Genomic DNA, 22,902 nt, shown 5'->3' on the forward strand with positions numbered 1-22,902 from the left:
ATGAGCAAGCCACTGGATGATCTGGTCGACCTGCTGAGCCTGGAACAGCTCGAAGAAGACCTGTTCCGCGGCCGCAGCCTGGACCTCGGTTTTTACCGCCTGTTCGGCGGCCAGGCCCTGGGCCAGAGCGTTTCCGCCGCAACCCAGACGGTCGACCCGCGCCGCTCGGTGCATTCGGTGCACGGCTACTTCCTGCGTGCCGGCGACGCCAACCTGCCGATCGTCTACCAGGTCGAACGCCAGCGTGACGGCGGCAGCTTCAGCTCGCGCCGGGTTACCGCGATCCAGAAGGGCGCGCCGATCTTCAGCTGCAGCGTCTCCTTCCATGGCGTGGAAGAGGGTTTCCACCACCAGCCGAGCATGCCCCAGGGCATTCCCGAGCCCGAGGGCCTGGTCTCCGAGCAGGAGATGGCGCGCAAGTACGTGCACCTGATGCCGGAGTCGATGCGCGAGTCCTACCTGGCCGAACGCGCGGTGGAAATCCGCCATGTCGACCGCATCGACCCGCTCGATCCCAAGCCGCGCGAGCCGGTGAAGTACCTGTGGTTCCGCGCCAACGGCAGCCTGCCGGACAACCCCGAGCTGCACAAATACCTGCTGGCCTACGCCTCCGACTTCAATCTGCTGGTGACTTCGCTGCTGCCGCACGCGGTGAGCGTGCATCAGCCGACCATGCAGTGCGCCAGCATCGACCACGCGATCTGGTTCCACAGCGACCTGCGCATGGACGACTGGCTGCTGTATGCGATGGACAGCCCATGGGCCGGCAACGCCCGCGGATTCTCTCGCGGCAGCATCTTCAACCGCGCCGGCCAGTTGGTGGCCTCGGTCGCCCAGGAAGGCCTGATCCGCCATCGCGAGCAACGCAAGAAGTGAGCTGGCAGCAGGCGCGGCACTGGGTGTTCGACATGGACGGCACCCTGACGCTGGCGGTGCATGACTTCGCCGCCATCCGCCGCGCCCTGGACATCCCGCCCGAGCACGACATCCTCGAACACCTCGCCGCCCTGCCGCCGGAGCAGGCCGCGCCCAAGCGCGCCTGGCTGCTGGAGCACGAACGCGAACTGGCGGCGGCCTCGCGCGCGGCACCCGGCGCCGTGACGCTGGTGCGCGCGCTGCAGCGGCGCGGCGTGCGCCTCGGTCTGCTCACCCGCAACGCCCAGGAACTGGCGGTGCATACGCTGCAGGTGATCGGGCTGGCCGACTGCTTCGCCCACGCAGACATCCTCGGCCGCGACGAGGCACCGCCCAAGCCGCACCCCGGCGGTCTGCTGCACCTGGCGCAGCGCTGGCAGGTCGCGCCGCAGCAACTGGTGATGGTCGGCGATTACCGCTTCGACCTCGAATGCGCCCGCGCCGCCGGCGCCTGCTCGGTGCTGGTCAACCTGCCCGAGAATCTCTGGCCGGAACTTACCGACGTCTTCGCCCGCGATTGCAGCGAACTTCTCGAACACCTCGAGACCTCCGTACCTTCGTAGGGCGGATTAGCCGCGTCGCGGCGTAATCCGCCGCGCCCCTGCCTCCCGCTACAGGACCAGCAAGGCCCGCTGCAGCCAAGCTCGGCGCAATGCGCTGCGCCTATTGCGCCCTACGCTGCTGATGCTGGGTTGGCTGGTGGATGGCTTCGACCATCCACCCTACGAATCTCACCTCCGTAGGGCGGACAACGGCGCAGCCTTGTCCACCTGGGCGCTGGGCATGGTTCAGAGCAAGCACGATCGCCGGGTGCCATCAATAGCGATAGACACCCGCAGCAATGTTCGCCTGCAGCTCGGGCGTCAGCGCAACATAGCGATCGCTGCCGGGCAGCCAGGCATACAGCGGATCAGTGCACCGCTGCAGATCGTAGGCCTGCTCCTTCAATGGCGCTTTCTTGTGCTTGAAGGTGCCGGTGGTTTCCAGCTGCGCGCTCAGGCGCAGGAACAGCGGTACGGCGTAGGCAGGCAACTCCTTGCGCAACCTGGTTAGAAGGACCCCGAAGTCGAACTCATCGGCCGGGCAACCGAGTCGCAGGCAGGCCATGCCGGCGCGACCGTTGGTGTTGGGCACCTCGACGCCGTAGACCACTGCCTCGCTGACCTGCTCAATCGCATCGAGCACCGCTTCGACCTGGGTGGTGGACACGTTCTCGCCCTTCCAGCGGAAGGTGTCGCCCAGACGATCGACGAACTGCGCGTGGCGGAAGCCCAGGTCACGCATCAGGTCGCCAGTGTTGAACCAGGCATCGCCCGGCTCGAACACGTCTCGCAGGACGCAGCGCTGGGTATCACGCGCATCGGTATAGCCGTGGAACGGTGACTTGTCGGTGATCTTGCCCAGCAACAGACCGACCTCGCCCCTGGCCACCCGCTGCAAATGACCGTTCTGGCGTAGCGGCGCGTCCTGCTCCTGGTCATAGCGAACAATCGCGTAGGGATATGGAGAAAAGCCCACGGTGTTGTCCAGGTTGAGCAGGTTGGTGAAGCCGATGTTGCCCTCGCTGGAGGCATACAACTCGACGACCCGTTCGATGGCGAAGCGCTGCCTGAACGCCTTCCAGATGCTCGGTCGCAAGCCATTGCCAAGCATGACGCGGATCGGATTATCCGCATCGCCAGGACGCGCCGGCTGATCGAGCAGGTAGCGACAGAGCTCGCCGACGTAGCCGAAAGCCGTCGCCTGATGGCGCTGCACCTCGTCCCAGAAGCGGCTCGCGCTGAACCTGCGCACCATGACCAGCGCGGCCTGGCCGGCCAGCACCGAGCCCCAGCACACCACCATCGCGGTGGCGTGATAGAACGGCAGGCTGACGTACATGCGGTCTTCGCGGCCCAGGCGCGTGGCGGCGAAGCCGAAGGCGCCGTAGCCCCTCATGAAACGCCCGTGATTGAACACCACGGCCTTGGGCAGTCCCGTGGTGCCGGAGGTGTAGATGTAGAAGCACGGGTCGTCGGCACGCACCGCCCGCTCCAGCAAGGGAGCATCGACAGGGTAGGCATGCAGTTCGGCTGCCGGATGCATCCAGCCCGCGGGAGCCTCGCCGGGGTCTCTCCAGGTCGGGCGGTCGGCGAAGTAGAGACAGGCGCTGGCAGGCAGCGCCACGTCGACGGCGACCTCCTCGTAGGCCGCCAACATCTCTTCGCCAACCAGCAGCATGCGCGGTTCGGCCAGCCCGATGCTGTGCGCCAGCACGCGACCGCGCTGACTGCTGTTGATCAGCGCGCTGACCACGCCGAGCTTGGCGCAAGCGATGACACAGGCGAGCAGCTCGAAGCGGTTCTCGAACATCAACGCCACGCTGTCGCCCTGGCACAACCCCCGGTCGCGCAGATAGTGCGCCAGCTGATTCGACCAGCGATCAAGTTCTGCATAGCTGAGCTGTTCGTCGCCCTGAATCAGTGCCAGGCCCTGCGGATTGTCTTGCGCAGCCTTTTCCACGCAGCTGGCCAGGCTGGCGGGATTGGCGCCACGGCTGCGGTTGCCGATATGCAGGCCCTTGACGATACCCGGCAGATCGACGAGCAGGCGTGGCAGACGGGACAGCAGGCGCGGAAGGGTTATCAGATCGGCATGGCTCATGGTGCGGGACTCCAGAGAGTGCGGTGCACTCGATGTTGTTTGCCCGCCAATCTATTCAGCCGATGCCGCGCTGTTGATAGCCGCAGGTTCCATCTGACTGGCAATTCGTCTCAGCCGCTGTGCACAATCGCAGCCCGTCCTCCGGCGAAAGGAATTGTCATGTTGCTGGCAGCCGCCCCCAGCGCCACCGCCTCGCAACTGCTTGACCTGTACCTGTCGCTGCAGGGCTTCGCCCTGGTCGGCCCGCAGGACCTGCAGGAGCTCGGCGTGGAACTGGAACAGCTGAAGGATCTGGAGATGCGCGTCCCTGTGCAGTGGTCCGTGCATCTCTGGCAACGGGCGATCCGCCGCGGCGCGCCCGCCGAGATCGGGCTGCTGGTCGGCCAGCGCCGCGGTCTGCACACCCGCGGACCGGTTGCCCATCTGGCCGCGCAGAGCGCCACGCTGAGTGAGGCGGTGGAGTTGTTCCGTCTCTACATTCCGGTGATGAGCGAGGGCGAGAGCCTGCGCGTGGAATCCGTCGGCGACCGGGTGCGCGTGCATTTCCTGTTCAACCCGCCGCTGCTCGGCCACGCCGTGGCCAGCGAGCACAGCGTGAGCTCGGCGTTGTGCTGGGCGCGCCAGCTCACGGCCGTCCGCGTGGTGCCGCAAGCGGTGGGCTTCTGTCACGAAGCCCTCGCGGCAGCGGCGGTCTACCGGCAGGTGTTCGGCGTGCCGGCGCGTTTCGCCGAGGAATCCAACTACCTGGAATTCCTCAGCAGCGACCTGCTACTGCCGGTGCAGGGCGCCAATGCCTACCTGAAGAATCTGATGCAGCAGCGTGTCAGCGACATGCAGGCGCAGTTGCCCGCTCAGCGCAGCCTGCGCGCCCGGGTGCTGCAGCAGATAGAGCGCAGCCTGGCAACTGGCGAGCTATCGGTGGAAGCAGCGGCACACCGCCTGGGTATCAGCCGGCAGACCCTGCATCGCCACTTGCGCGCGGAAGGCTGCAGCTACTCCGGGCTGCTTGCCGATGTACGCCGGCGTCATGCCGTACAGCGCCTGGCGCAATCAGGTTGCAGTGTCGAGCAACTCAGCCGCGAGCTGGGCTTCAGCGAGCCGAGTGCGTTCTACAAGGCTTTCAAGGGATGGTTCGGCGTTACACCCAGGGCCTACGACGCAACGCCTTGAGCAAACCCGGTGACGGGATGAGCCCTCGCCGGCAGGCGGCGCAATGTGCAGCACTTGCCGGCCCTGCCAAGCGCTTGTCCTGGGTGGCTGGTGGATGGCTCGACCATCCACCCTACGAATTGAGCGGTGTGGTGCCCGCGATTGCTGCGAACGGCTCGACGCCTCGAGACCAGCCTACCTTCATAGGGCGGATTAGCCGCCTCGCGGCGTAATCCGCTGCAGTCTGCCTCCCTCTGCAAGGTCCGCTGCAACCAAGTTCGGCGCAATGCGTTGCACTTGTTGCGCCCTACAGGGTTTTCGGACACTGCGCATTTGGTCGATGGCAGCCATCCACCCTACAGACCTCAACAGCACTCCTTGTCCCTTAGGGGAGAAGGTGGCGCGCAGCGCCGGATGAGGGAGGCCGCGACGTGTAGGGAGTCTGGTGTACATTTCAGGCGCATCAGCGAGTTATCTGCACCATCCCTCACCCGCCTTCGGCGCCCTCTCCCGGAGGAGAGGGAACAGTTACAGCCGCGCCGCCTTGAAGGTATCGCAACGCGACACCTCACCGCGGTCGAAACCCGTTCGAAACCAGCGCACGCGCTGGGCCGAGGTGCCGTGGGTGAAGGCGTCGGGGACGACCTGGCCGCGGCCCTGCTGTTGCAGGCGGTCGTCACCGATGGCGGCGGCGGCATTCAGCGCTTCTTCCAGATCACCGGGCTCCAGCCAGGCATGGCGGTTCTGTGCGTGATGCGCCCAGACGCCGGCCAGGCAGTCTGCCTGCAGCTCCTGGCGCACCAGCAGGCCGCCGTCACCCTCCACGCGCTGACCACTCTGCCGCGCGGCATTCACCCTGGCCGAAACGCCGAGCAGCGTCTGTACGTGATGGCCGACTTCGTGGGCGATGACGTAGGCCTGGGCGAAGTCGCCGGCTGCGGCGAAGCGCTGTTCCATCTCACGGAAGAACTGCAGGTCGATGTAGACCCGCTGGTCGCCCGGACAATAGAAAGGCCCGACCGCCGAGGAGGCAAAGCCACAGGCCGAGCGCACACCGCCGCTGAAGACCACCAGGGTCGGTTCGCGGTAGTCGCCGCCGGCCTCGGCGAACAGCTGGTTCCAGGTGTCTTCGGTGTCGCCGAGGATGGCGCGGACGAACTCGACCTGCTCGTCGGCTTCGGCATTCTGCTCGGGCGCTGGTGCGCTGGCCTGTTCCTGCTGCAGTTGACCGCCGAGCTCACCGAGGATCTGCATCGGATCCTGGCCGCTGAGCAGGCCGATGACCACCACCAGCACCACCACGCCCAGGCTCAGCCCCTTGCCGCCAACGCCCCTGCCGCGGGCGTCCACCAGGTTGTCACTGCGTCGGGCCTTCTTCCAGCGCATGGGTCTCTCCTGCAGGTTCTACGTGAGGAGACGCCGATCAGCGCCCCGGATACTCGCTGATGACCGTTTCCGCACCACTTTTGTCGAGACCGATCACCTGGTAGGCATCCTTGCGATCACCCATTTCCATGCCCGGCGAGCCGACCGGCATGCCCGGTACGGCAGCACCCAGCAGCTCGGGGCGCTGGCGCAACTTGAGGATATCGGCGGCCGGCACGTGACCCTCGACGAACTGGCCATTGATGACCCCTGTGTGGCAGGAGGCCAGGCGCGGCGGCACACCCAGGCGCTGTTTGACCGCGGTCATGTCCGCTTCGACGTGATCGTTGACGGTGAAGCCGTTGTCTTCCAGGTGCTTGATCCAGTCCTTGCAGCAACCGCAGTTGGCGTCGCGATGGACGTCGATGGCGATCGGCTCGGCGGCCTGGACCAGGCCCGCGAACAGCAGAGCGAAGAACAGTGAAAGACGCATGAGGAAGACTCCTGACGGGTAAGCGAAGGCCGACAGCATAGCCCTGCCTGCTGCCAGCGCCAAAGCATGGCGGATCAGGGGCTTGGCGCCGGGACTTGCGGGCCTGGCTCTGGTGGCGAGTTGCCCGAAGCATCCCTCACCCGTCTTCGGCACCCTCTCCCGGAGGGCGAGGGAAAAGCCGCCGCCGCGCCGGGTATCGAGCAGTCCAGACGAGGCCTTACCGCGCCTCTTGCTCTGAAAAAACGCCGAGCGGGCCCCTAGCGACGCACCAGCAGTACGCCGCTTTCCATGTGGCGGGTCCAGGGGAACTGGTCGAACAGCGCGCAGCGCTCGATGCGATGGCTGTCGTGCAGTTGGGCGATGTTGGCCGCCAGGGTCTCCGGGTTGCAGGAGATGTAGAGGATGCGCTCGAAGCGGCGAACCAGCTCGCAGGTGTCCGCATCCATACCGGCGCGCGGCGGGTCGACGAAGACGGTGCCGAAGTCGTAGCCGGCAAGATCGGTGTGGGCCAGGCGGCGGAACGGCCGCACGCCGTTGAGCGCCTGGGTCAGCTCCTCGGCCGACAGTCGCACCAGCTCGACGTTGTCGATGCCGTTGTCGGCAAGATTCGCCAACGCGGCATTCACCGAGGTCTTGCTGATCTCGGTGGCCAGCACCCGACGCACCTGGGTCGCCAGCGGCAGGGTGAAGTTGCCGTTGCCGCAGTACAGCTCGAGCAGATCGTCGTCGCGCTCGCCCAAGGCGTCAAACGCCCACTGCAGCATCTTCTGGCAGACCACGCCGTTGGGCTGGGTGAAGGCGCCCTCCGGCTGGCGATAGCGGAAGGCTCTGCCGGCGACCTGCAGCGCCTCGAGCACATGGTCACGGCCGATGACGATGCGTTTGCCGCGGGAGCGTCCGATCACGCTGACGCCCAGCGCCCGCGCGAGCTGCTCGGCCTCGGCCTGCCAGGCCCCGTCGATCGGCCGGTGATAGCACAGGGTGACCAGCGCATCGCCGGCCAGGGTGGTGAGGAACTCGACCTGAAACAGCTTGAAGGACAGAGCCGCACTCGCCTGCCAGGCAGCCTTCAGCTGCGGCATCAGCTGGTTGATGCGCGCGCTGGCAATCGGGAAGTCCTCGATCAGTACCGGACTGTGCTTGTCGCCCTGCTCGAACATCGCGTAGTGGCGCTGCTCGGCCTCACGCCAGAGGCGGAATTCGGCGCGCAGGCGGTAGTGCTCGGACGGCGAATCGAACACATCCGGCGCCGGCGCGGCGAAGGGCGCCAGCAGCTCGACCAGGCGCTGACGCTTGGCTTCGAGCTGGGTGGAGTACTGGGCGGGATCGGGAAGCGGACGGCTCATGCGGGGCTCGCTGGAAATCGGTGGAGGCGCGACCGCCAGGCGGACGCGCACAGACTCAGGTGAACAGCGCCAGCTTGACCACGAACAGCGCAGCGAGAATCACCAGCGCCGGGGTCAGCTCGCGCCAGCGTCCGGCGAGCAGCTTGATCGCCACCCAGGCGATGAAGCCGAAGGCGATGCCGTTGGCGATGGAGAAGGTCAACGGCATGGCCAGCGCGGCAATCACCACAGGCGCGGCGACGGTCAGGTCATCCCAGTCGATCTGGGTCAGGCTCTGGGTCATCAGTACCGCGACGAACAGCAGCGCCGGAGCGGTGGCGTACATCGGTACCGCCATCGCCAGCGGGGCGAAGAACAGGCTGAGCAGGAACAGCCCGGCGACCACGCAGGCGGTGAGGCCGGTGCGACCGCCAGCGGTGATGCCGGCGGTGGACTCGATGTAGCTGGTGGTGGTCGAGGTACCGAGCGCGGCACCAGCCATGGTCGCGCTGCTGTCAGCCAGCAGGGCGCGGCCCAGGCGCGGCATGCGGCCCTGCTCATCGAGCAGCTTGGCGCGCTGGGCGACACCGACCAGGGTGCCGGAGGTATCGAACAGGTCGACGAAGAGGAAGGCGAAGATCACGCTGATCAGGCCGACGTCGAGCGCGCCCATGATGTCCAGCTCGAGCAGGGTCGGCAGCAGCGACGGCGGCATCGACACCACGCCGTCGAGCTTGCTCAGGCCCAGCGCGATGGACAGCCCGGTGACCAGCAGGATGCCGATCATCACCGCGCCGGTGACCTTGCGATAGGCCAGCGCAACTATCACGAAGAAGCCCAGGCAGGCCAGCAGCGGCGCCGGCTTGCCCAGATCGCCGAGGCCGACCAGGGTGGCCTGATGGTCGACCACGATGCCGGCGTTCTTCAGGGCGATGATCGCCAGGAACAGACCGATACCCGCGGCCACGCCGGAGCGCAGCGCCAACGGGATGCTGTTGATGATCCATTCGCGGATGCGCAGCAGCGACAGCAGGGTGAAGGCCACGCCGGAAAGGAACACCGCACCGAGCGCCACCTGCCAGGTGTGGCCCATGGTCAGCACCACGGTGTAGGTGAAGAAGGCGTTCAGGCCCATGCCCGGCGCCAGCGCGATCGGGTAGTTGGCCAACAGACCCATCACCAGCGAGCCGATGGCCGCGGCCAGGCAGGTGGCGACGAACACCGCGCCCTGGTCCATGCCGGTCTTGGCCAGCATCTCCGGGTTGACCATGAGGATGTAGGCCATGGTCAGGAAGGTAGTCAGCCCGGCCAGCAGTTCGCGGCGGACCGTGGTGCCATGGGCTTCGAGTTGGAAGAGTCGTTCCAGCATGCTGCTCTCCGGAAAAAGGGGCGGACGGGCGCAGTCCATGGCACGCCGGGAGGGTTCGAAAAAGGCGCGCATGATAGCAGTTCGCGCCCGTTCGACGCGCTATCCTGCCTGCCCATCCATCCACCCGGGAACCAGCCCATGACCCAGCGTGCCCTGCTCGCCGTCGCCGACGGCGTGGAAGACATCGAAACCGTCACCATCCTCGACGTGCTGCGCCGTGCCGAGGTCGAAGTGGTGGTCGCCAGCATCGAAGAGCGCCGCATGATCACCTGCGCCCGCGGCAGCCGCCTGACCGCCGATGCCATGTTCGCCGACGTGCTGGCCCAGGACTTCGACCTGATCGCCCTGCCCGGCGGCCTGCCCGGGGCCCAGCGCCTGGCCGAGCATGCACCGCTGGGCGACAAGGTGCGCGCACAGGCGGCGGCGGGACGATTCTTCGCCGCCATCTGCGCAGCGCCAGCCCTGGCCCTGCAGAACTACGGCGTACTGCGCCAGCGGCGCATGACCTGCTACCCGGCGCTCAGCGATCGCCTGTCCGGCTGCACCTTCGTCGATGAACCGGTGGTGGTGGATGGCAACTGCATCACCAGCCAGGGGCCGGCCACCGCCATCGCCTTCGCCCTGGCGCTGGTCGAGGCGCTGTGCGGCAAGGCCCGCGCCAGAGAAGTCGGCAACGCGATGCTGGTGAAGGCATGAAGCGCTGGCGCGGATGGCTGGGCGCCGCCCTGCTGGCGAGCCTGGTCGGCTGCCAGCAGGCGGCGGAACAGCCGCCAGCGCAGGAGATAACCCTTCACCTGGCGCAGCGCGAGGCGACCCCGACGCTGCAGGAAATGCAGGACCGCGAGGGCCGCAGCTGGTGGGTCGAGAAGCAGGCGCAGCTGTGCTGCCAGGACTTTCGCAGCGCCGAGCTGATGCTCGATGAAAACAATGCGCCCATGGTGGTGGTCCATCTCGGCGACGACGCCAGCACCCGTCTCGCGACCCTGACCCGCGAGAATATCGGTCAGGTGATGGCGATCCTGGTGGACGGCGAGCTACTGATCGCGGCTACCGTAATGAGCGAGATATCCGGCGGGCAACTGGCGCTGCGCGGTTTCAGCTCGGTCGAGGAAGCGCAGCGCCTGATCGGGCGCTAGACCCGGCCACACCGGGCACCTTGCTGCTTCCACCACCCCGCCTCACCACCCTGCACGCCGGCGCCTCCCTCATCCGGCGCTGCGCGCCACCTTCTCCCGACGCGAGAAGGGATAGTTAGCGTCTTACCGGGCGCTTCTGCAGCTTGCGCTGCAGGGTGCGGCGGTGCATGCCCAGCGCGCGGGCGGTGGCGGAGATGTTGCCCTCGTGCTCGGCCAGCACGCGCTGGATGTGCTCCCACTGCAGGCGGTCCACCGACATCGGGTTTTCCGGCACCAGGCTGTCGAGATCGGCGTGCTCGGAAAGCAATGCGGTGAGCACGTCATCGGCATCGGCCGGCTTGCACAGATAGTTGCAGGCACCGCGCTTGATCGCCTCCACCGCGGTGGCGATGCTGGAATAGCCGGTGAGGATCAGCACGCGCATCTCCGGGTCCAGCTCGAGCAGCTTGGGCAGCAGCACCAGGCCCGAATCGCCGGCCATTTTCAGGTCCAGCACCGCGTAGTCGGGCATGTCCTGCTCGGCCAGCGCCAGGGCTTCCTCGGCGGAGCCTGCGGTACTCACGCGCAGGCCACGGCGATCCATGGCGCGCGCCATGACGCGGGTGAAGGTGGGGTCGTCGTCGACCAGCAGCAGGTGCGGCAGGTCTTCGCCGTCGAGCGGCGTTGCGTCAGTCATGGTTGTCTCCCGGTGCGAACCTGGGCAGGCGCAGCTCGGTGAGCGTGCCGCCGTCCTCGTGGTTGTAGAGCTTCACCGATCCCCCGGCGCGGGTCACGCTGGCCTGGCTGAGGAACAGGCCGAGGCCGAAGCCCTTGCCCTTGGTGGTGAAGAAGGGTTTGCCGAGCTGCTCGGCGATCGCCAGCGGCACGCCGGCGCCGTGGTCGCGGATGCTGATGCACAACTCCTCGGCATCCCAGTCGAGGCGTATGTCGAGGTTCTCCGCGCAGGCGTCGGCGGCATTGTTGAGCAGGTTCAGCAGCGCCTGGGTCAGGTCCGGCGAAGGCGACAGGCGCGGCGCAACCCCCTGCCCAAGCATCTGATAGCGGTAGTTGGCCTCGGGGCGCATCAGGTGCCAGCGATTGAGCGCGGTCTCCAGCCAGGTGATCACGCTGAGTTCCTCGATGTCCTGGCGACGGTCGGCTTCGGCGGCGCGGACCAGTTGCTGCAAGGTTTCCTTGCATAACTTGACCTGCTCCTGCAGCACCGCAAGATCCTCCTGCAACAAGGGATCATTGTGTTCACGACGCAACTCCTTGATCAGCACGCTCATGGTCGCCAGCGGCGTGCCCAGCTCATGGGCCGCCCCGGCGGCCTGGGTCGCCACCGCCAGCAGGCGCTGGTCGCGCATGCCCGCTTCACGACGCTGCGCCTGGCTGCGCTCCTGACGGCGCAGTTCGCTGGCCATGCGCGCGACGAAGAAGGTGATCAGCGCTGCCGCCAGGGCGAAGCTCAGCAGCATGCCGTGGATCAGCAGGCTGCCGCGGTATTCCAACGGCACTTCGATGGGGTCGTACCAGTTCAGCAGCAGGGTGTAGCCGGCCAGCGCCAGGCCGCTGAGCACCACCGAGTAGAGCCAGGGCAAGGTGGCCGCGGCGATGGCCAGCGGCACCAGATAGTAGGAAACGAAGGGGTTGGTCGAGCCGCCGGAGTAATAGAGCAGCACGCTGTGGATCACCAGGTCGCAGGCCAGCTGGGCCGCGTACTCCTGCTCGGTGACCGGCCAGGGGCCGCGCAGGCGCAAGGCCGTGAAGAAACACAGCGCCAGCGACACCCCGAGCACGCTGCACAGCGGCACCCAGGGCAGCGGCAACAGTTCGAGCAGAAAGGCGATACCGACCGAGGCGGACTGTGCCAGTAGCACCAGCAGCCGCAACAGCACCAGGCGCCAGAGGTTCTGGCGGCTGGCGGAAAGCAGTTGCAAGGGTTCGAGCATCGACAGATTCCTGGCAGCTGAACTGACCATCAGCCTGCATTGGCAATTGAAGCGTTGAAGACTGTCGCGCATGCCGCTTCGATGACCTGGCGCGACCTGCTCGGCGGTTTCGCCTGCAGCAGCCGCGCGCAGCACGAACAAGGCGCTGTAGACCAGGCGCCGGGCGAGTATAACCAGCACTGCCGACCCGACCGCACCCTTGCGGCAAAGCGTCGCACGGACCCGCAGCACGCGCGGCGCGGCGGCGCCGCTGTAACGCAACCGTTTTGCGACCATACTGCAGGGCCTGCGGCTGAACCTGCCCGGCCGCAGAGGGTCTCAAGGCCCACCGCCTGTCACGCGCGGGCGTCCCCATCGATGTACAAGGAGTTCCCATGTCCGCTTTCATCCGTACCGCCAGTCGCATTGGCCTGGCCGCAGGCCTGCTGGCCGCCGCCGTCGCCGCTCAGGCCGACACGCTGCACTACAACCAGGTCGCACTGCGCGCCGAGGTCAGCCAGGAGGTTGCCCACGACCTGATGCAGGTCACCCTGTTCAGCGAGGCCCAGCACAGCGACCCGGCGCAACTGTCGAAGCAGATCAGCGAGAAGCTCAATGCCGCCATCGAGCGCGCCCGGGCAGTCGACAAGGTCAAGGTCAGCAGCGGCAACCGCCACAGCTACGCGATCCAGGACAAGGACGGCGAGAAGATCACCGGCTGGCGCGAGCGCGGTGAAATCCGCCTGGAAAGCCAGGACTTCGCCGTACTGTCCAAGCTCACCGGCGAGCTGCTCGACACCCTCAGCATGGGCGGCATGAGCTTCGGCATCTCGCCGAAGACCCGCAGCCAGAGTGAAGACGAGCTGATGCGCCAGGCGGTGGATGCGTTCAAGGCACGCGCGGAGCTGGCCAGCGAAGCGCTCGGCGGCAAGGGCTACAAGCTGGTCAGCCTGAATCTCGACGGTGGTAGCTACCAGCCGATGATGATGACGCGCCAGCGCGAAGCCATGTCGAGCATGATGATGAAGGACGCCGCCCCCGAGGTCGAAGCCGGCACCAGCCAGGTCAGCCTCAACGCCAACGGCGTGATCGAAGTTCAACTGCCCTGATCAGGGCTTGCCGAAGAAATGGTAGAACTCGCGCAACTCGGCCTGGGCATCGCCCAGGCTGACGGGCGTGAAGCGCAGCCGGTGGCGCGTCGGGCATTGCGCCAGGCGCGCATGGTCAAGCGGATGCAGCCAGCCGATCAGCGGATAGCCACCCATGGTCTGACGGTCGGCCATCAGGATGATCGGCTGGCCATCCGGCGGTAGCTGAATGGCCCCGTCGGCAACGCCCTGCGACCACTGCCGACGCGGAGCCTGCATGGGCTCACCCAGCAGGCGAACACCCATGCGGTCGGCCTCGGCCACCTGCCAGTCACGCTCGAAGAATCCCTGCAGTTCGTCTTCGACGAACTCCACCGCATCGCCGCCGACGATTACCCGCAACAATGCCGGGCATCGATAGTCAGGCACATAAGGCCAGGGCACGCTCGCCGTACCCGTCAGCACTGCCGCCTTGCAGCGCAGCCTATCCCCCGCACGCAGCGCCTGACCGCAGCCATCCAGGCCACCGAGCCCTTCACGCAGCTGACAGGCGACGCTGCCAAGCACCGGCTGCGTGACAAAGCCACCCGCCACCGCCAGATAGGCGCGCACGCCGCTGCGAGCAAAGCCCAGACGCAAGGTCTGCCCGGCGTGCAGCGGGAAACGCGACCAGTTGCGCAACGGCTCGCCATCGCGCTCGATCGGCAGGTCGGCGCCGCAGACCGCCACCCAGGTATCGAGCTCGGCACGCAGCTGCAGATCGCCCATGCAGACCTCCAGCAGAGGCGTGCCCCAGGGATTGCCGAGCAGGTGGTTGGCCCAGGCCGCGGCATGCAGGTCCAGCGGCCCGGCGGGCGAGAGTCCCAGGTGCTGCCAGCCGCGCCGACCGGCGTCCTGCAACAGACTCTGGGTACCGGGACGAAGCACTTCCAGCGCGCTCATGACGACTCCGCCAGGCGCTCGAAATCACCCGCGTCAATGGCCAGGAAACGCACCCGATCACCCACCGCCAGAGGGCTGGGCGGAGTCTGCGCAGCGTCGAACAGGCGCAACGGGCAGCGCCCGAGCAGGTGCCAGCCACCCGGAGAGGCCTGCGGATAGATGGCCGTCTGGCGTTCGGCAATCGCCAGGCTGCCGGCGGGTACGCGCAGCCGTGGCGTGGCCCGGCGCGGCAACGCCAGGCGCGGGTCCAGCTCGCCCAGGTAGGCGAAACCCGGTGCAAAGCCGATGGCAGCGACCTGGTAGTCGCCGGCCGCGTGCAAGCGAATCACTTCATCCACCGTGAGCCGACAGGCCTGCGCCACCGCGAGCAGATCGTCGCCGTCGTAACAGACGGGTAACTCATGCAGACGAGCCTGCGCGGCAGTGACGGCCTGCAACGCCATCCACTCCTCCAGTAGCGGGGTCAGGCGGGTCGCCAGACTCTGCTGGTCGCAGCGCAGCAGATCGTAGTGGATCAGCAGACTGGTCATGCCGGGAACCAGGTCGACCACCCGTTCCCCCAGCGCCTGTCGCACCCGCTCGGCCAGCCAGGCGATGCGCGGCGGCAGCGCAGCATCTGGCTTCTCTGCGAGCACCAGCAGCAGGGCCTCGGCACCCGCCGGCTCGAGATGAATCATGCGCCGTCGAGCGCCGCCCGCAGGCGCCGCAACACGGCCAGCGCCTCGGGGTTGTCGCCATGCACGCAGAGGCTGTCGGCGACCAGCCGCAGCGGCTTGCCGTCGATGTCGGCGAAGGCTTCACCACGGGCGATGGCCAGGGCCTGTTCGAGTATCACGCCGACATCGGTGTGCAGAGCGCCAGGCAGTCGCCGCGGCGCCAGCCGGCCGTCGGCAAGATAGGCGCGGTCGGCGAAGGCCTCGAACAGCAGCGGCACCGCGTACTCCTCGGCCAGTCGGCGCTCGCGGGTGTTGTCCGCCAGCGCCTGGACCATCAGCGGCAGCCCGTGACGAAAGGCGGCGCAGGCCCGCAGCACCGCACGCAGCAGTTCGTCGTCACGCACCAGATCGTTGTACAGCGCGCCGTGCGGCTTGACGTAGGCGACTGCGCTGCCCGCAGCGCGGCAGAAGGCGTCCAGCGCGCCCAGTTGATAGAGCAGCAGTGCTTCCACCTCGTCCGGCGTGCAGCTCAGGTGCCGCCGCCCGAAACCCTGGAGGTCCGGATAGGAAGGATGCGCGCCAATCTGCACGCCGTTCTGCAGCGCCAGCGCCACACCGCTGCGCATGATCAGCGGATCGCCGGCGTGGAAGCCGCAGGCCAGGCTGGCCTGGTCGATCAGCGGCATCACCAGGGCATCGTCACCCATGCGCCAGGGGCCGTAGCCCTCGCCAAGGTCGCAATTGATAAGCAGTTTTCTGTTCATGCGCAGGAGCTTGGATGCTTGCCCGCGCAATCGCAAGTTACAACTGGGACAAGGCTCTTGCTTCAAATCAATTTTATTCGCATTCGATAATTATTATCATGTGCGACTCTTTATTACCCCCCCCGATTCATCCGAGGAGTTCCGCATGTCCCTCCCGTTCTCCCGCACGACGCTGTCCTGCGCCCTGCTCTCCTGCGCCTTCACCGCGCAAGCCCGTGATGCGGTGGTGCTCAGCGACACCGTGGTCAGCGCTTCCGGCTTCGAGCAGAAGATCACTGACGCGCCGGCGAGCATCACCGTGATCAGTGCCGAAGAGTTGAAGAGGAAACGCGTCTCCAGCCTGGCCGAGGCGCTCAACGACGTCGAGGGCGTCGATGTCTCCGGCAATGCTGGCAAGACCGGCGGGCTTAACATCAGCATCCGCGGCATGGGCGATGCGTACACCCTGGTGCTGGTGGACGGCAAACGGCAGAACGCTGCCGGTGACGTCACACCCAACGGCTTCGGCGAGACCCGCTTCAGCTTCCTGCCGCCGGTCGCAGCTATCGAGCGCATCGAAGTGATCCGCGGCCCGATGTCGACCCTGTACGGTTCCGATGCCATGGGCGGGGTGATCAACATCATCACCAGGAAGGTAGGCAGCGAATGGGGCGGCTCCGTCAGTGTCGACACCACCCTGCAGGAACACCGCGAGTACGGCGATACCCGCTCCACCCAGGTCTATTTGAGCGGCCCGTTGGTCGAGGACAAGCTCGGGCTGGCTCTGCGCGGCAAGTATCAGCAGCGCGATGACTCGAGCATCGAGTATCAGGACATCACCGGCGCCGACCTCAGCCCGCAGATGGGCTGGAATCCAGTGGACTCGGACATCCACACCATTGGCGGGCGTCTGTCCTTCACCCCGACCGATGCCCACGATATCGAGCTGGATGCAGAGCAGACCAAGCAGACCTACGACAACAGCGACGGCATCGCCGACCTCGGCACCCTGGGCGCGGCAGGCGGTTACAAGGACACCCAGCGCTACAATCGCGAACAGATCAGTCTGTCGCACACCGGGCGCTTCGAGCTGGGCACCCTGCAGTCCAGCCTGACCCGCAATACCACCGAGACCCTCGGCCGTCTGATTCCCACGGGCACGCCAAACCGCATTGGCGGCACCGACCGCACGCTGGAATCGACCAACGAGATCTTCGACACCAAGTTCCTGACCAGCTTCGGCAATCACAACCTGACCCTGGGCGGGCAGTGGTGGAAAGCCGAGCTGGTCGAAGGCCTGGTCGACGAGCCTTTCGAGCACAAGATGACCGCGCTGTTCATCGAGAACGAGTGGCGCATCGTCGACAGCCTGGCACTGACGCTCGGCTTGCGCCGTGACGATCACAGCTCCTTCGGCGAACAGTACAGCCCGCGCGCCTATTTGGTCTGGAACGCCAACGACAGCTGGACCGTCAAGGGCGGTGTCAGCCGCGGCTTCAAGGCGCCCGATCTGGAAGACCTGGCCAACGGCATGAACGGCTTTGGCGGCCAGGGTCGCATTCCACTGCTGGGCAACCCCGACCTGGTACCGGAAACCAGCACCAGCAGCGAGTTGGGGGTGTACTTCGACAACCTGGAAGACTTCAACGCCAACCTGACGGTGTTTCACAACAAATTCGAAGACAAGCTCTCCAGCCGTCGCGTGCCCAACTGCGAGGTCGACCCCAGCGTAGCCGGTTGCGTAACCGTACCGGGCGGTCCCTGGCTGCCCCGCCATCCGAACAACACCACCTTTGGCCAACCGGTCAACGTCGACGAAGCCATCACCCAGGGCGTGGAAGTGGCCGGCCGCTACCGCTTCGCCCCGGACTGGAGCCTGAGCGCCAACTACACCTTCACCGAAACCGAGCAGAAGAGCGGCGCGAGCAAGGGCTGGGTGCTCAATGACACCCCGCGCCACCAGGTCAACACCAGCCTCAACTGGCAGCCCACCGACCGCCTCAGCACCTGGCTCAAGGGCGAATACCGCAGCGAACGCTTCCGCCGCAACGGCCCGACCGTGGACTACGCCTATAACGCCTTCGGTGACTACAAGGCCTACACCCTGTTCCACCTCGGCGGCAGCTACCAGGCCACCGACAACCTGAGCATCGGCGCAACCATCTACAACCTGCTGGACAAGGACTTCGTCAGCTACGAGCGCTACACCAGCAACGCCGCCGGCACCGCCTTCGCCTATGGCAACGAGTACAACAACAACCAGGAACGTCGTCGCCTCTGGCTCTCTGCCACCTACGACTTCTGATCCCGTCCCCAAACGTCCGGGCTACCTGGCCCGGACGCGCTTCTCTCCTCCCCTTTGCACTGGCCATTATTTCGCCACCCTTACGGGTGGTGCCGACACCTTCGTCGCGCTGCTAGGGTGGCACTCCCGACCCAGTACCCGACCAGAGGTGAAGCGATGCGCATTGGTGTGATTGTCGATTCGGCCTGCGATCTGCCGCACGACTTCATCAAGCAGCACGGCATCCATATCCTGCCGGTCACCTTCAGTATCGATGGCCAGACCGTGGTCGACGACCACAGCCCGGAAAAGACCCGTACCTTTCACGCCAGCGGCATGGCGGCGCGCGGGCACTCGGCGGATACCCAGCCGTTCTCCACCGAGCAGATCCGCGAGCTGTTCCTCAAGGAAATCGTCACCCAGTACGACTTCGCCCTGGTGCAGACCATCACCCGTGCTCGCAGCCAGATCTACGCCAACGCCGAGCAGGCGATGAGCCGCATCCTCACCGAGTACCGCCCGCTGCGCGCTGCGGCAGGGCGCGAGGGGCCGTTCTCGATGCGGGTGATCGACAGCGGTACCTTCTTCGCCGGCCAGGGGCTGCTCGCCGCGCATACCCAGCACCTGATCGAGAAGGGCGTGGGCAAGGCCGAGCTGCGCAATCAGCTCAGCGACTTTACCAACCATATTCATGGCTGCCTGGTCCCGCGCGACCTCAGCTACGTGCGCGAGCGCGGCCGGCAACGCGGCGACAAGAGCGTACCGGCGCTGGCAGCCTTCCTCAGCAAGGCACTGAAGATCACTCCGCTGGTATGGGGCAACCGCCACGAAGGCAAGCCGGTGGCCAAGGCACGCAGCTTCGAAGACGCCACCCGGCTGATGTTCGACTACGGCGTGCGACGGGTGCTCGCCGGGCTGCTCTCGCCCTACGTGTGCATCTCCTACGGCATGAGCGATGCCGAGTTCGAGCAACTGCCTGGTCTTGCCGACCTGCGCCGCGCCTGCGAGCAGCGCAAGGTGACGCTGCTGGCGACCCGCGCCGGCATCACCAGCACCATCCACATCGGCCCCGGCTGCATCGGCCTGGCGCTGGCTGCTCCGCCGCACGCCTTCAGCTGAGCGCGTCGGGCCGGCCGACGCGCCGTGCCCGTATGAGAATGTATGTTATTGGTAAATTATTAGCATTCATAACCCGCACCCCTTAGAATTCGCTTCCTCAAACGCGCGCCGCACCGGCGCCATCGCCTGCATTTCGGGAAGCAAATGAAGCTCTGGTTCGGCACCCTGCGCCAATGGCACTGGATCAGTTCCGCCCTCTGCCTGGCGGGCATGCTGCTGTTTTCCATCACTGGCATCACCCTCAACCACGCCGCGCAGATCGAGGCCCGCCCCAGGGTATTGCAGAAGCAGGCGCAACTGCCGGCGGAACTGCAGGATCGACTGCTCACCGCCCCGCCTGAGCAGGGCCTGCCCGCGGCATTGCGTGGCTGGCTCGAAGGCGAGCTGGATATTTCGCTCAAGGGTCGCGAGGCGGAATGGTCCGATGGCGAGCTGTACATCGGCCTGCCGCGCCCCGGCGGTGATGCCTGGCTGAGCCTGGACCTGACCTCCGGCGCGCTGGAGTACGAGTCCACCGACCGCGGCTGGGTCTCCTATCTCAACGACCTGCACAAGGGGCGCCACACCGGCACCGCCTGGAGCTGGTTCATCGACATCTTCGCGGGCGTCTGCGTGCTCTTCAGCCTCACCGGCCTACTGCTGCTGGCGCGGCACGCCGGCGGCCGCCCCACCACCTGGCCTCTGGTCGGCCTCGGCCTGCTGCTCCCGTTGCTGCTGGCCCTCTTGTTCATCCATTGAAGGAATCGCCGATGCGCAGACACCTGCTATTGCCCCTGGCCCTGCTCAGCGCGCCGCTGATGGCGGCCGAGATGAGACTGACCGTGGAGATCCCGCGTCTGGACGTCGCCGAGTACCACCGTCCGTATGTCGCCATCTGGCTGGAGAAGCCCGACCAGAGCCACGTCGCCGACCTGGCGGTGTGGTACGACCTGAAGATGAAGGACAAGGAAGGCGAGAAGTGGCTCAAGGATCTGCGCCAGTGGTGGCGGCGCAGCGGGCGCAGCCTGGAGATGCCGGTCGACGGCATCAGCGGCGCGACCCGTGCGGTCGGCAGCCACAGCCTGAGCTTCTCGGACAAGGATGCCGCCTTCAAGGACCTGCCGGCGGGCGACTACCGCATAGTGGTGGAAGCGGCTCGCGAAGTCGGTGGCCGCGAACTGCAGCGCCTGTCTTTCAACTGGCCGCCGCGCGCCGCCGAGACCGTCAGCGTCAAGGGCAGCCACGAGCTGGGCGCCCTGTCTCTCGAACTCAAGCCATAAGGAAGCCACGCATGCACCCGATCGTGAAATGGACCGCCCTGACCCTCGCCGTCTGCCTGCCCCTGTCCGCTCAGGCACACCGTGCCTGGATGCTGCCCTCCGCCACCGTGCTCTCCGGTGAAGACCCCTGGATCACCGTCGACGCGGCCATATCCAATGACCTGTTCTATTTCGAACACTTCCCCATGCGCCTTAAGGACATCGGCGACATCAGCACCCAACCGGCCGGCCAGCGCGCCCGTCAGCCCGCGGTACTGAAGGTCATTGCGCCGGATGGCAGCGAGGTCAAGCCGCTGAACGGCGCCATCGGCCGCTACCGCACCACCTTCGATGTGCACCTGCTGCAGAAGGGCACCTACAAGCTGGCCATCGCCAACCAGGGGCTGTTCGCCAGTTGGAAGGAGAACGGCGAGGCCAACCGCTGGATGGGCGAGCCGGAAGCGTTCGCCAAGCAGGTCCCGGCCCAGGCCGACGAACTCAAGGTGACCCAGCACAATGGCCGCATGGAGGTCTTCGTCACCTCCGGCGCGCCGACTGAAACCGTGCTCAAGCCAACCGGCCAGGGCCTTGAGCTGGCGCCGCTGACCCACCCCAACGACCTGTTCGCAGGCGAGGCGGCCGACTTCGTCATGCTGCTCGACGGCCAGCCGGCGGCAGACGTCGAGGTCAGCGTGATCCCCGGTGGCAATCGCTATCGCGACGACCTCGGCGAGATCAACACCCGCACCGACGCCAAGGGCAAGTTCAGCGTTACCTGGCCGAACGCCGGCATGTACTGGCTGGAAGCCGAACTCACGACCGACAAGGACGTGAAGGCACCGGCCACCGAGCGCCGTGCGTCCTACAGCGCCACCCTGGAAGTCCAGGCGCCCTGATCGTCGATGCCTCACACGCGGCGGGTCATCCTCGCCGCGCCCTGGCGGCAACAGTCCCCAACGCGACAGCCCCCTATTCATGAAGCGCCCATTCCGTCTCTGGCTGCTGCTGGCAGCCGCCCTGAGCCTGCTGCTGATCTGGCTGGAGCCACCGCGCGCGCTTAGCGCAGCCCTGGCCGCCGGTGCCTGGCTGGTCCTCTGCGTTCCCGCCTGGCGCCAACACCGGGCCACGCACAGCGTCAGCACACCGATGCCGGCGGATATCTGGCTGGCCTATGCCAGCCAGGGCGGTCAGGCGCGCGAGATCGCCGAACGCAGCGCCACGCAGCTGAACGACGCCGGGGTGAGCGCGGTCGCCCGCAACCTCGCCGAGCTGAGCCCTGTCGACCTGGTCAGGGCACGACGCCTGCTGCTGGTAGCCAGTACCTACGGCGAGGGCGAGGCACCCGACCAGGCGGCGCGCTTCGAGCGGCTGCTAGACACCAGCAAGCTGCGCCTCGAGCAGCTGGAATACGCTGTGCTGGCCCTGGGCGACCGGAACTATCGGCAGTTCTGCGCCTTCGGCCGGCGTCTCGACCAGCGCCTCGAGCAGCTCGGCGCACGCCCGCTGCAGGACCGCCTGGAGGTGGATCGCGGCGAGCCGGCAGCCTTGCGCCAGTGGCAACAGTTCCTCGGCCAGTTGGCCGGCGACAGCCACTTCAGTGACTGGCAGACACCCAGCTACCAGCGCGCGACCCTGCTGGAGCGCCACTGCCTGAATCCTGGCAGCGCCGGCGGGGCGGCCTACCTGGTACGCCTGCAGGCGCCAACCGCAAGCCACTGGCGGGCCGGCGACATTCTCGAGGTCGGCCCGTGCAACGCCGGCGCCCGGGTGGAGACCTGCCTGCAACACCTGCAACTGGACGGCAGGCAGATCCAGGCGGACGGCGAAACGCTGCGCTGGCATCTGGCCCGCCGCCAGCTGCCGGCGGACGACACCGACCTGCCCCGCCCCGATCATCTGCTGGAACTGCCGCGCCTGGCGCACCGCGACTACTCCATCGCCTCACTGGGCGAGGATGGCGTGGTGGAACTGCTGGTGCGCCTGCGCGCGAACGCGGATGGCAATCTAGGCAGCGGCTCGGGATGGCTTTGCCGACACGCCGCGCCAGGCGAAGAGATCGACGTTCGCCTCCGCGCCAACCCCGGTTTTCGCCTGGCGCCGCAGGCCGGCCCGCTGATCCTGATCGGCAATGGCACCGGCATCGCCGGCCTGCGCGCTCATCTGCTCGAGCGCGAGCGACTCGGCCAGCACGGCCACTGGCTGCTGTTCGGCGAGCGCAACGCCGCGCATGACCTGTTCTTTGCCGAGGAACTGCAGGGCTGGTGCGAAAGCGGTCACCTCGCCCGCCTGGACCTGGCCTTCTCCCGCGACCAGGCCGAACCGGTGTACGTCCAGCACCTGCTGCGCGACGCCGGCGACGAGCTGCGCGCCTGGGTCGGGCGCGGCGCCAGCATTCTGGTTTGCGGCAGCCTGACCGGCATGGGCCAGGAGATCGAAGCGCTGCTGCACGGGCTGCTCGGTGATGAACAGGTGCTGGCCTTGCGCAGTACCGGGCGCTACCGCCGCGATCTGTATTGAGGCGTCCGGC

General features: G+C 66.8%; 22 protein-coding genes. 12 read left to right on the forward strand and 10 right to left on the reverse strand.

The features are described 5' to 3' along the window. Window positions 1-876: an acyl-CoA thioesterase gene (locus DBO85_RS01365; RefSeq protein ID WP_108104539.1), complete on the forward strand. Its 876-nt coding sequence runs from the start codon at window positions 1-3 to the stop codon at window positions 874-876. A 32-nt stretch (window positions 877-908) separates the two neighbouring features. Beyond that, window positions 909-1,478 carry an HAD family hydrolase gene (locus tag DBO85_RS01370; RefSeq protein WP_407681436.1) on the forward strand — a complete coding sequence of 190 codons (570 nt, stop codon included), beginning with the start codon at window positions 909-911 and terminating at the stop codon, window positions 1,476-1,478. Between the two features lie 253 nt (window positions 1,479-1,731). Here DBO85_RS01370 and DBO85_RS01375 read toward each other — a convergent pair whose 3' ends face one another. Continuing rightward, the gene (locus DBO85_RS01375; protein WP_108104541.1) at window positions 1,732-3,558 is read right to left on the reverse strand and encodes a long-chain-acyl-CoA synthetase; all 1,827 of its coding nucleotides are present in this window, start codon (window positions 3,556-3,558) and stop codon (window positions 1,732-1,734) included. Between the two features lie 159 nt (window positions 3,559-3,717). Between DBO85_RS01375 and DBO85_RS01380 the strand changes: the two genes are divergently transcribed. After that, on the forward strand, window positions 3,718-4,728 hold the full coding sequence (locus tag DBO85_RS01380) for an AraC family transcriptional regulator (protein WP_158268860.1): 1,011 nt from the start codon (window positions 3,718-3,720) through the stop codon (window positions 4,726-4,728). A gap of 507 nt (window positions 4,729-5,235) precedes the next feature. On the opposite strand, the gene ypfJ is transcribed toward DBO85_RS01380, so the two are convergent. From ypfJ to DBO85_RS01405, 4 genes are all read right to left on the reverse strand, one after another. Beyond that, window positions 5,236-6,093, reverse strand: a complete 858-nt coding sequence (gene ypfJ / locus DBO85_RS01390; RefSeq protein ID WP_108104543.1) for a KPN_02809 family neutral zinc metallopeptidase — start codon at window positions 6,091-6,093, stop codon at window positions 5,236-5,238. Between the two features lie 37 nt (window positions 6,094-6,130). Beyond that, window positions 6,131-6,565, reverse strand: coding sequence for a DUF411 domain-containing protein (locus tag DBO85_RS01395; protein WP_108104545.1), 435 nt, complete (start codon window positions 6,563-6,565; stop codon window positions 6,131-6,133). A 257-nt stretch (window positions 6,566-6,822) separates the two neighbouring features. Beyond that, complete coding sequence (gene trmA / locus DBO85_RS01400) at window positions 6,823-7,911, reverse strand: tRNA (uridine(54)-C5)-methyltransferase TrmA (protein WP_108104547.1); 1,089 nt, start codon at window positions 7,909-7,911, stop codon at window positions 6,823-6,825. 55 nt (window positions 7,912-7,966) lie between these two features. Next, the gene (locus tag DBO85_RS01405) at window positions 7,967-9,259 is read right to left on the reverse strand and encodes an NCS2 family permease (protein WP_108104948.1); all 1,293 of its coding nucleotides are present in this window, start codon (window positions 9,257-9,259) and stop codon (window positions 7,967-7,969) included. 138 nt (window positions 9,260-9,397) lie between these two features. Here DBO85_RS01405 and DBO85_RS01410 point away from each other — a divergent pair, with 138 nt between their 5' ends. Further along, entirely contained in the window at window positions 9,398-9,955 is a 558-nt protein-coding gene (locus tag DBO85_RS01410) for a DJ-1 family glyoxalase III (protein WP_108104549.1), read from the forward strand. After that, the gene (locus tag DBO85_RS01415; RefSeq protein WP_108104551.1) at window positions 9,952-10,395 is read left to right on the forward strand and encodes a SecDF P1 head subdomain-containing protein; all 444 of its coding nucleotides are present in this window, start codon (window positions 9,952-9,954) and stop codon (window positions 10,393-10,395) included. The genes DBO85_RS01410 and DBO85_RS01415 overlap by 4 nt, the downstream gene beginning before the upstream one ends. A 115-nt stretch (window positions 10,396-10,510) precedes the next feature. On the opposite strand, the gene DBO85_RS01420 is transcribed toward DBO85_RS01415, so the two are convergent. Beyond that, a complete protein-coding gene (locus DBO85_RS01420) occupies window positions 10,511-11,071 on the reverse strand; it encodes a response regulator transcription factor (protein ID WP_108104553.1) in 561 nt (186 codons plus the stop codon). Beyond that, entirely contained in the window at window positions 11,064-12,326 is a 1,263-nt protein-coding gene (locus DBO85_RS01425) for an ATP-binding protein (RefSeq protein WP_108104950.1), read from the reverse strand. The genes DBO85_RS01420 and DBO85_RS01425 overlap by 8 nt, the downstream gene beginning before the upstream one ends. A 374-nt stretch (window positions 12,327-12,700) precedes the next feature. Here DBO85_RS01425 and DBO85_RS01430 point away from each other — a divergent pair, with 374 nt between their 5' ends. After that, a complete protein-coding gene (locus tag DBO85_RS01430) occupies window positions 12,701-13,414 on the forward strand; it encodes an SIMPL domain-containing protein (RefSeq protein ID WP_108104555.1) in 714 nt (237 codons plus the stop codon). On the opposite strand, the gene DBO85_RS01435 is transcribed toward DBO85_RS01430, so the two are convergent. Genes DBO85_RS01435 through DBO85_RS01445 form a run of 3 tightly spaced genes read right to left on the reverse strand, consistent with a single transcriptional unit; the run spans window position 13,415 to window position 15,755 of the window. After that, window positions 13,415-14,335, reverse strand: coding sequence for a 5-oxoprolinase subunit C family protein (locus DBO85_RS01435; protein WP_177429717.1), 921 nt, complete (start codon window positions 14,333-14,335; stop codon window positions 13,415-13,417). After that, on the reverse strand, window positions 14,332-15,012 hold the full coding sequence (pxpB, locus tag DBO85_RS01440) for a 5-oxoprolinase subunit PxpB (protein ID WP_108104557.1): 681 nt from the start codon (window positions 15,010-15,012) through the stop codon (window positions 14,332-14,334). The genes DBO85_RS01435 and pxpB overlap by 4 nt, the downstream gene beginning before the upstream one ends. After that, window positions 15,009-15,755, reverse strand: coding sequence for a 5-oxoprolinase subunit PxpA (locus tag DBO85_RS01445; protein ID WP_108104954.1), 747 nt, complete (start codon window positions 15,753-15,755; stop codon window positions 15,009-15,011). Before DBO85_RS01445 ends, pxpB begins: the two co-directional genes overlap by 4 nt. 145 nt (window positions 15,756-15,900) lie before the next feature. On the opposite strand from DBO85_RS01445, the gene DBO85_RS01450 reads away from it, so the two are divergent. From DBO85_RS01450 to DBO85_RS01475, 6 genes are all read left to right on the forward strand, one after another. After that, window positions 15,901-18,039, forward strand: a complete 2,139-nt coding sequence (locus DBO85_RS01450) for a TonB-dependent receptor domain-containing protein (RefSeq protein ID WP_108104559.1) — start codon at window positions 15,901-15,903, stop codon at window positions 18,037-18,039. A 156-nt stretch (window positions 18,040-18,195) separates the two neighbouring features. Further along, complete coding sequence (locus tag DBO85_RS01455; RefSeq protein WP_108104561.1) at window positions 18,196-19,137, forward strand: DegV family protein; 942 nt, start codon at window positions 18,196-18,198, stop codon at window positions 19,135-19,137. A 144-nt stretch (window positions 19,138-19,281) separates the two neighbouring features. After that, on the forward strand, window positions 19,282-19,875 hold the full coding sequence (locus tag DBO85_RS01460) for a PepSY-associated TM helix domain-containing protein (protein WP_108104563.1): 594 nt from the start codon (window positions 19,282-19,284) through the stop codon (window positions 19,873-19,875). Window positions 19,876-19,886: 11 nt separating this feature from the next. Continuing rightward, the gene (locus tag DBO85_RS01465; protein WP_108104565.1) at window positions 19,887-20,396 is read left to right on the forward strand and encodes a DUF2271 domain-containing protein; all 510 of its coding nucleotides are present in this window, start codon (window positions 19,887-19,889) and stop codon (window positions 20,394-20,396) included. A gap of 11 nt (window positions 20,397-20,407) precedes the next feature. After that, complete coding sequence (locus DBO85_RS01470; protein ID WP_108104567.1) at window positions 20,408-21,271, forward strand: DUF4198 domain-containing protein; 864 nt, start codon at window positions 20,408-20,410, stop codon at window positions 21,269-21,271. 79 nt (window positions 21,272-21,350) lie between these two features. After that, window positions 21,351-22,892: a sulfite reductase subunit alpha gene (locus tag DBO85_RS01475; protein WP_108104569.1), complete on the forward strand. Its 1,542-nt coding sequence runs from the start codon at window positions 21,351-21,353 to the stop codon at window positions 22,890-22,892. Window positions 22,893-22,902: the final 10 nt, after the last annotated feature.

Origin of the sequence: Pseudomonas mangrovi (genome assembly GCF_003052585.1) — a bacterium.
In the GTDB taxonomy this organism is placed as follows: Bacteria; Pseudomonadota; Gammaproteobacteria; order Pseudomonadales; family Pseudomonadaceae; genus Aquipseudomonas; species Aquipseudomonas mangrovi.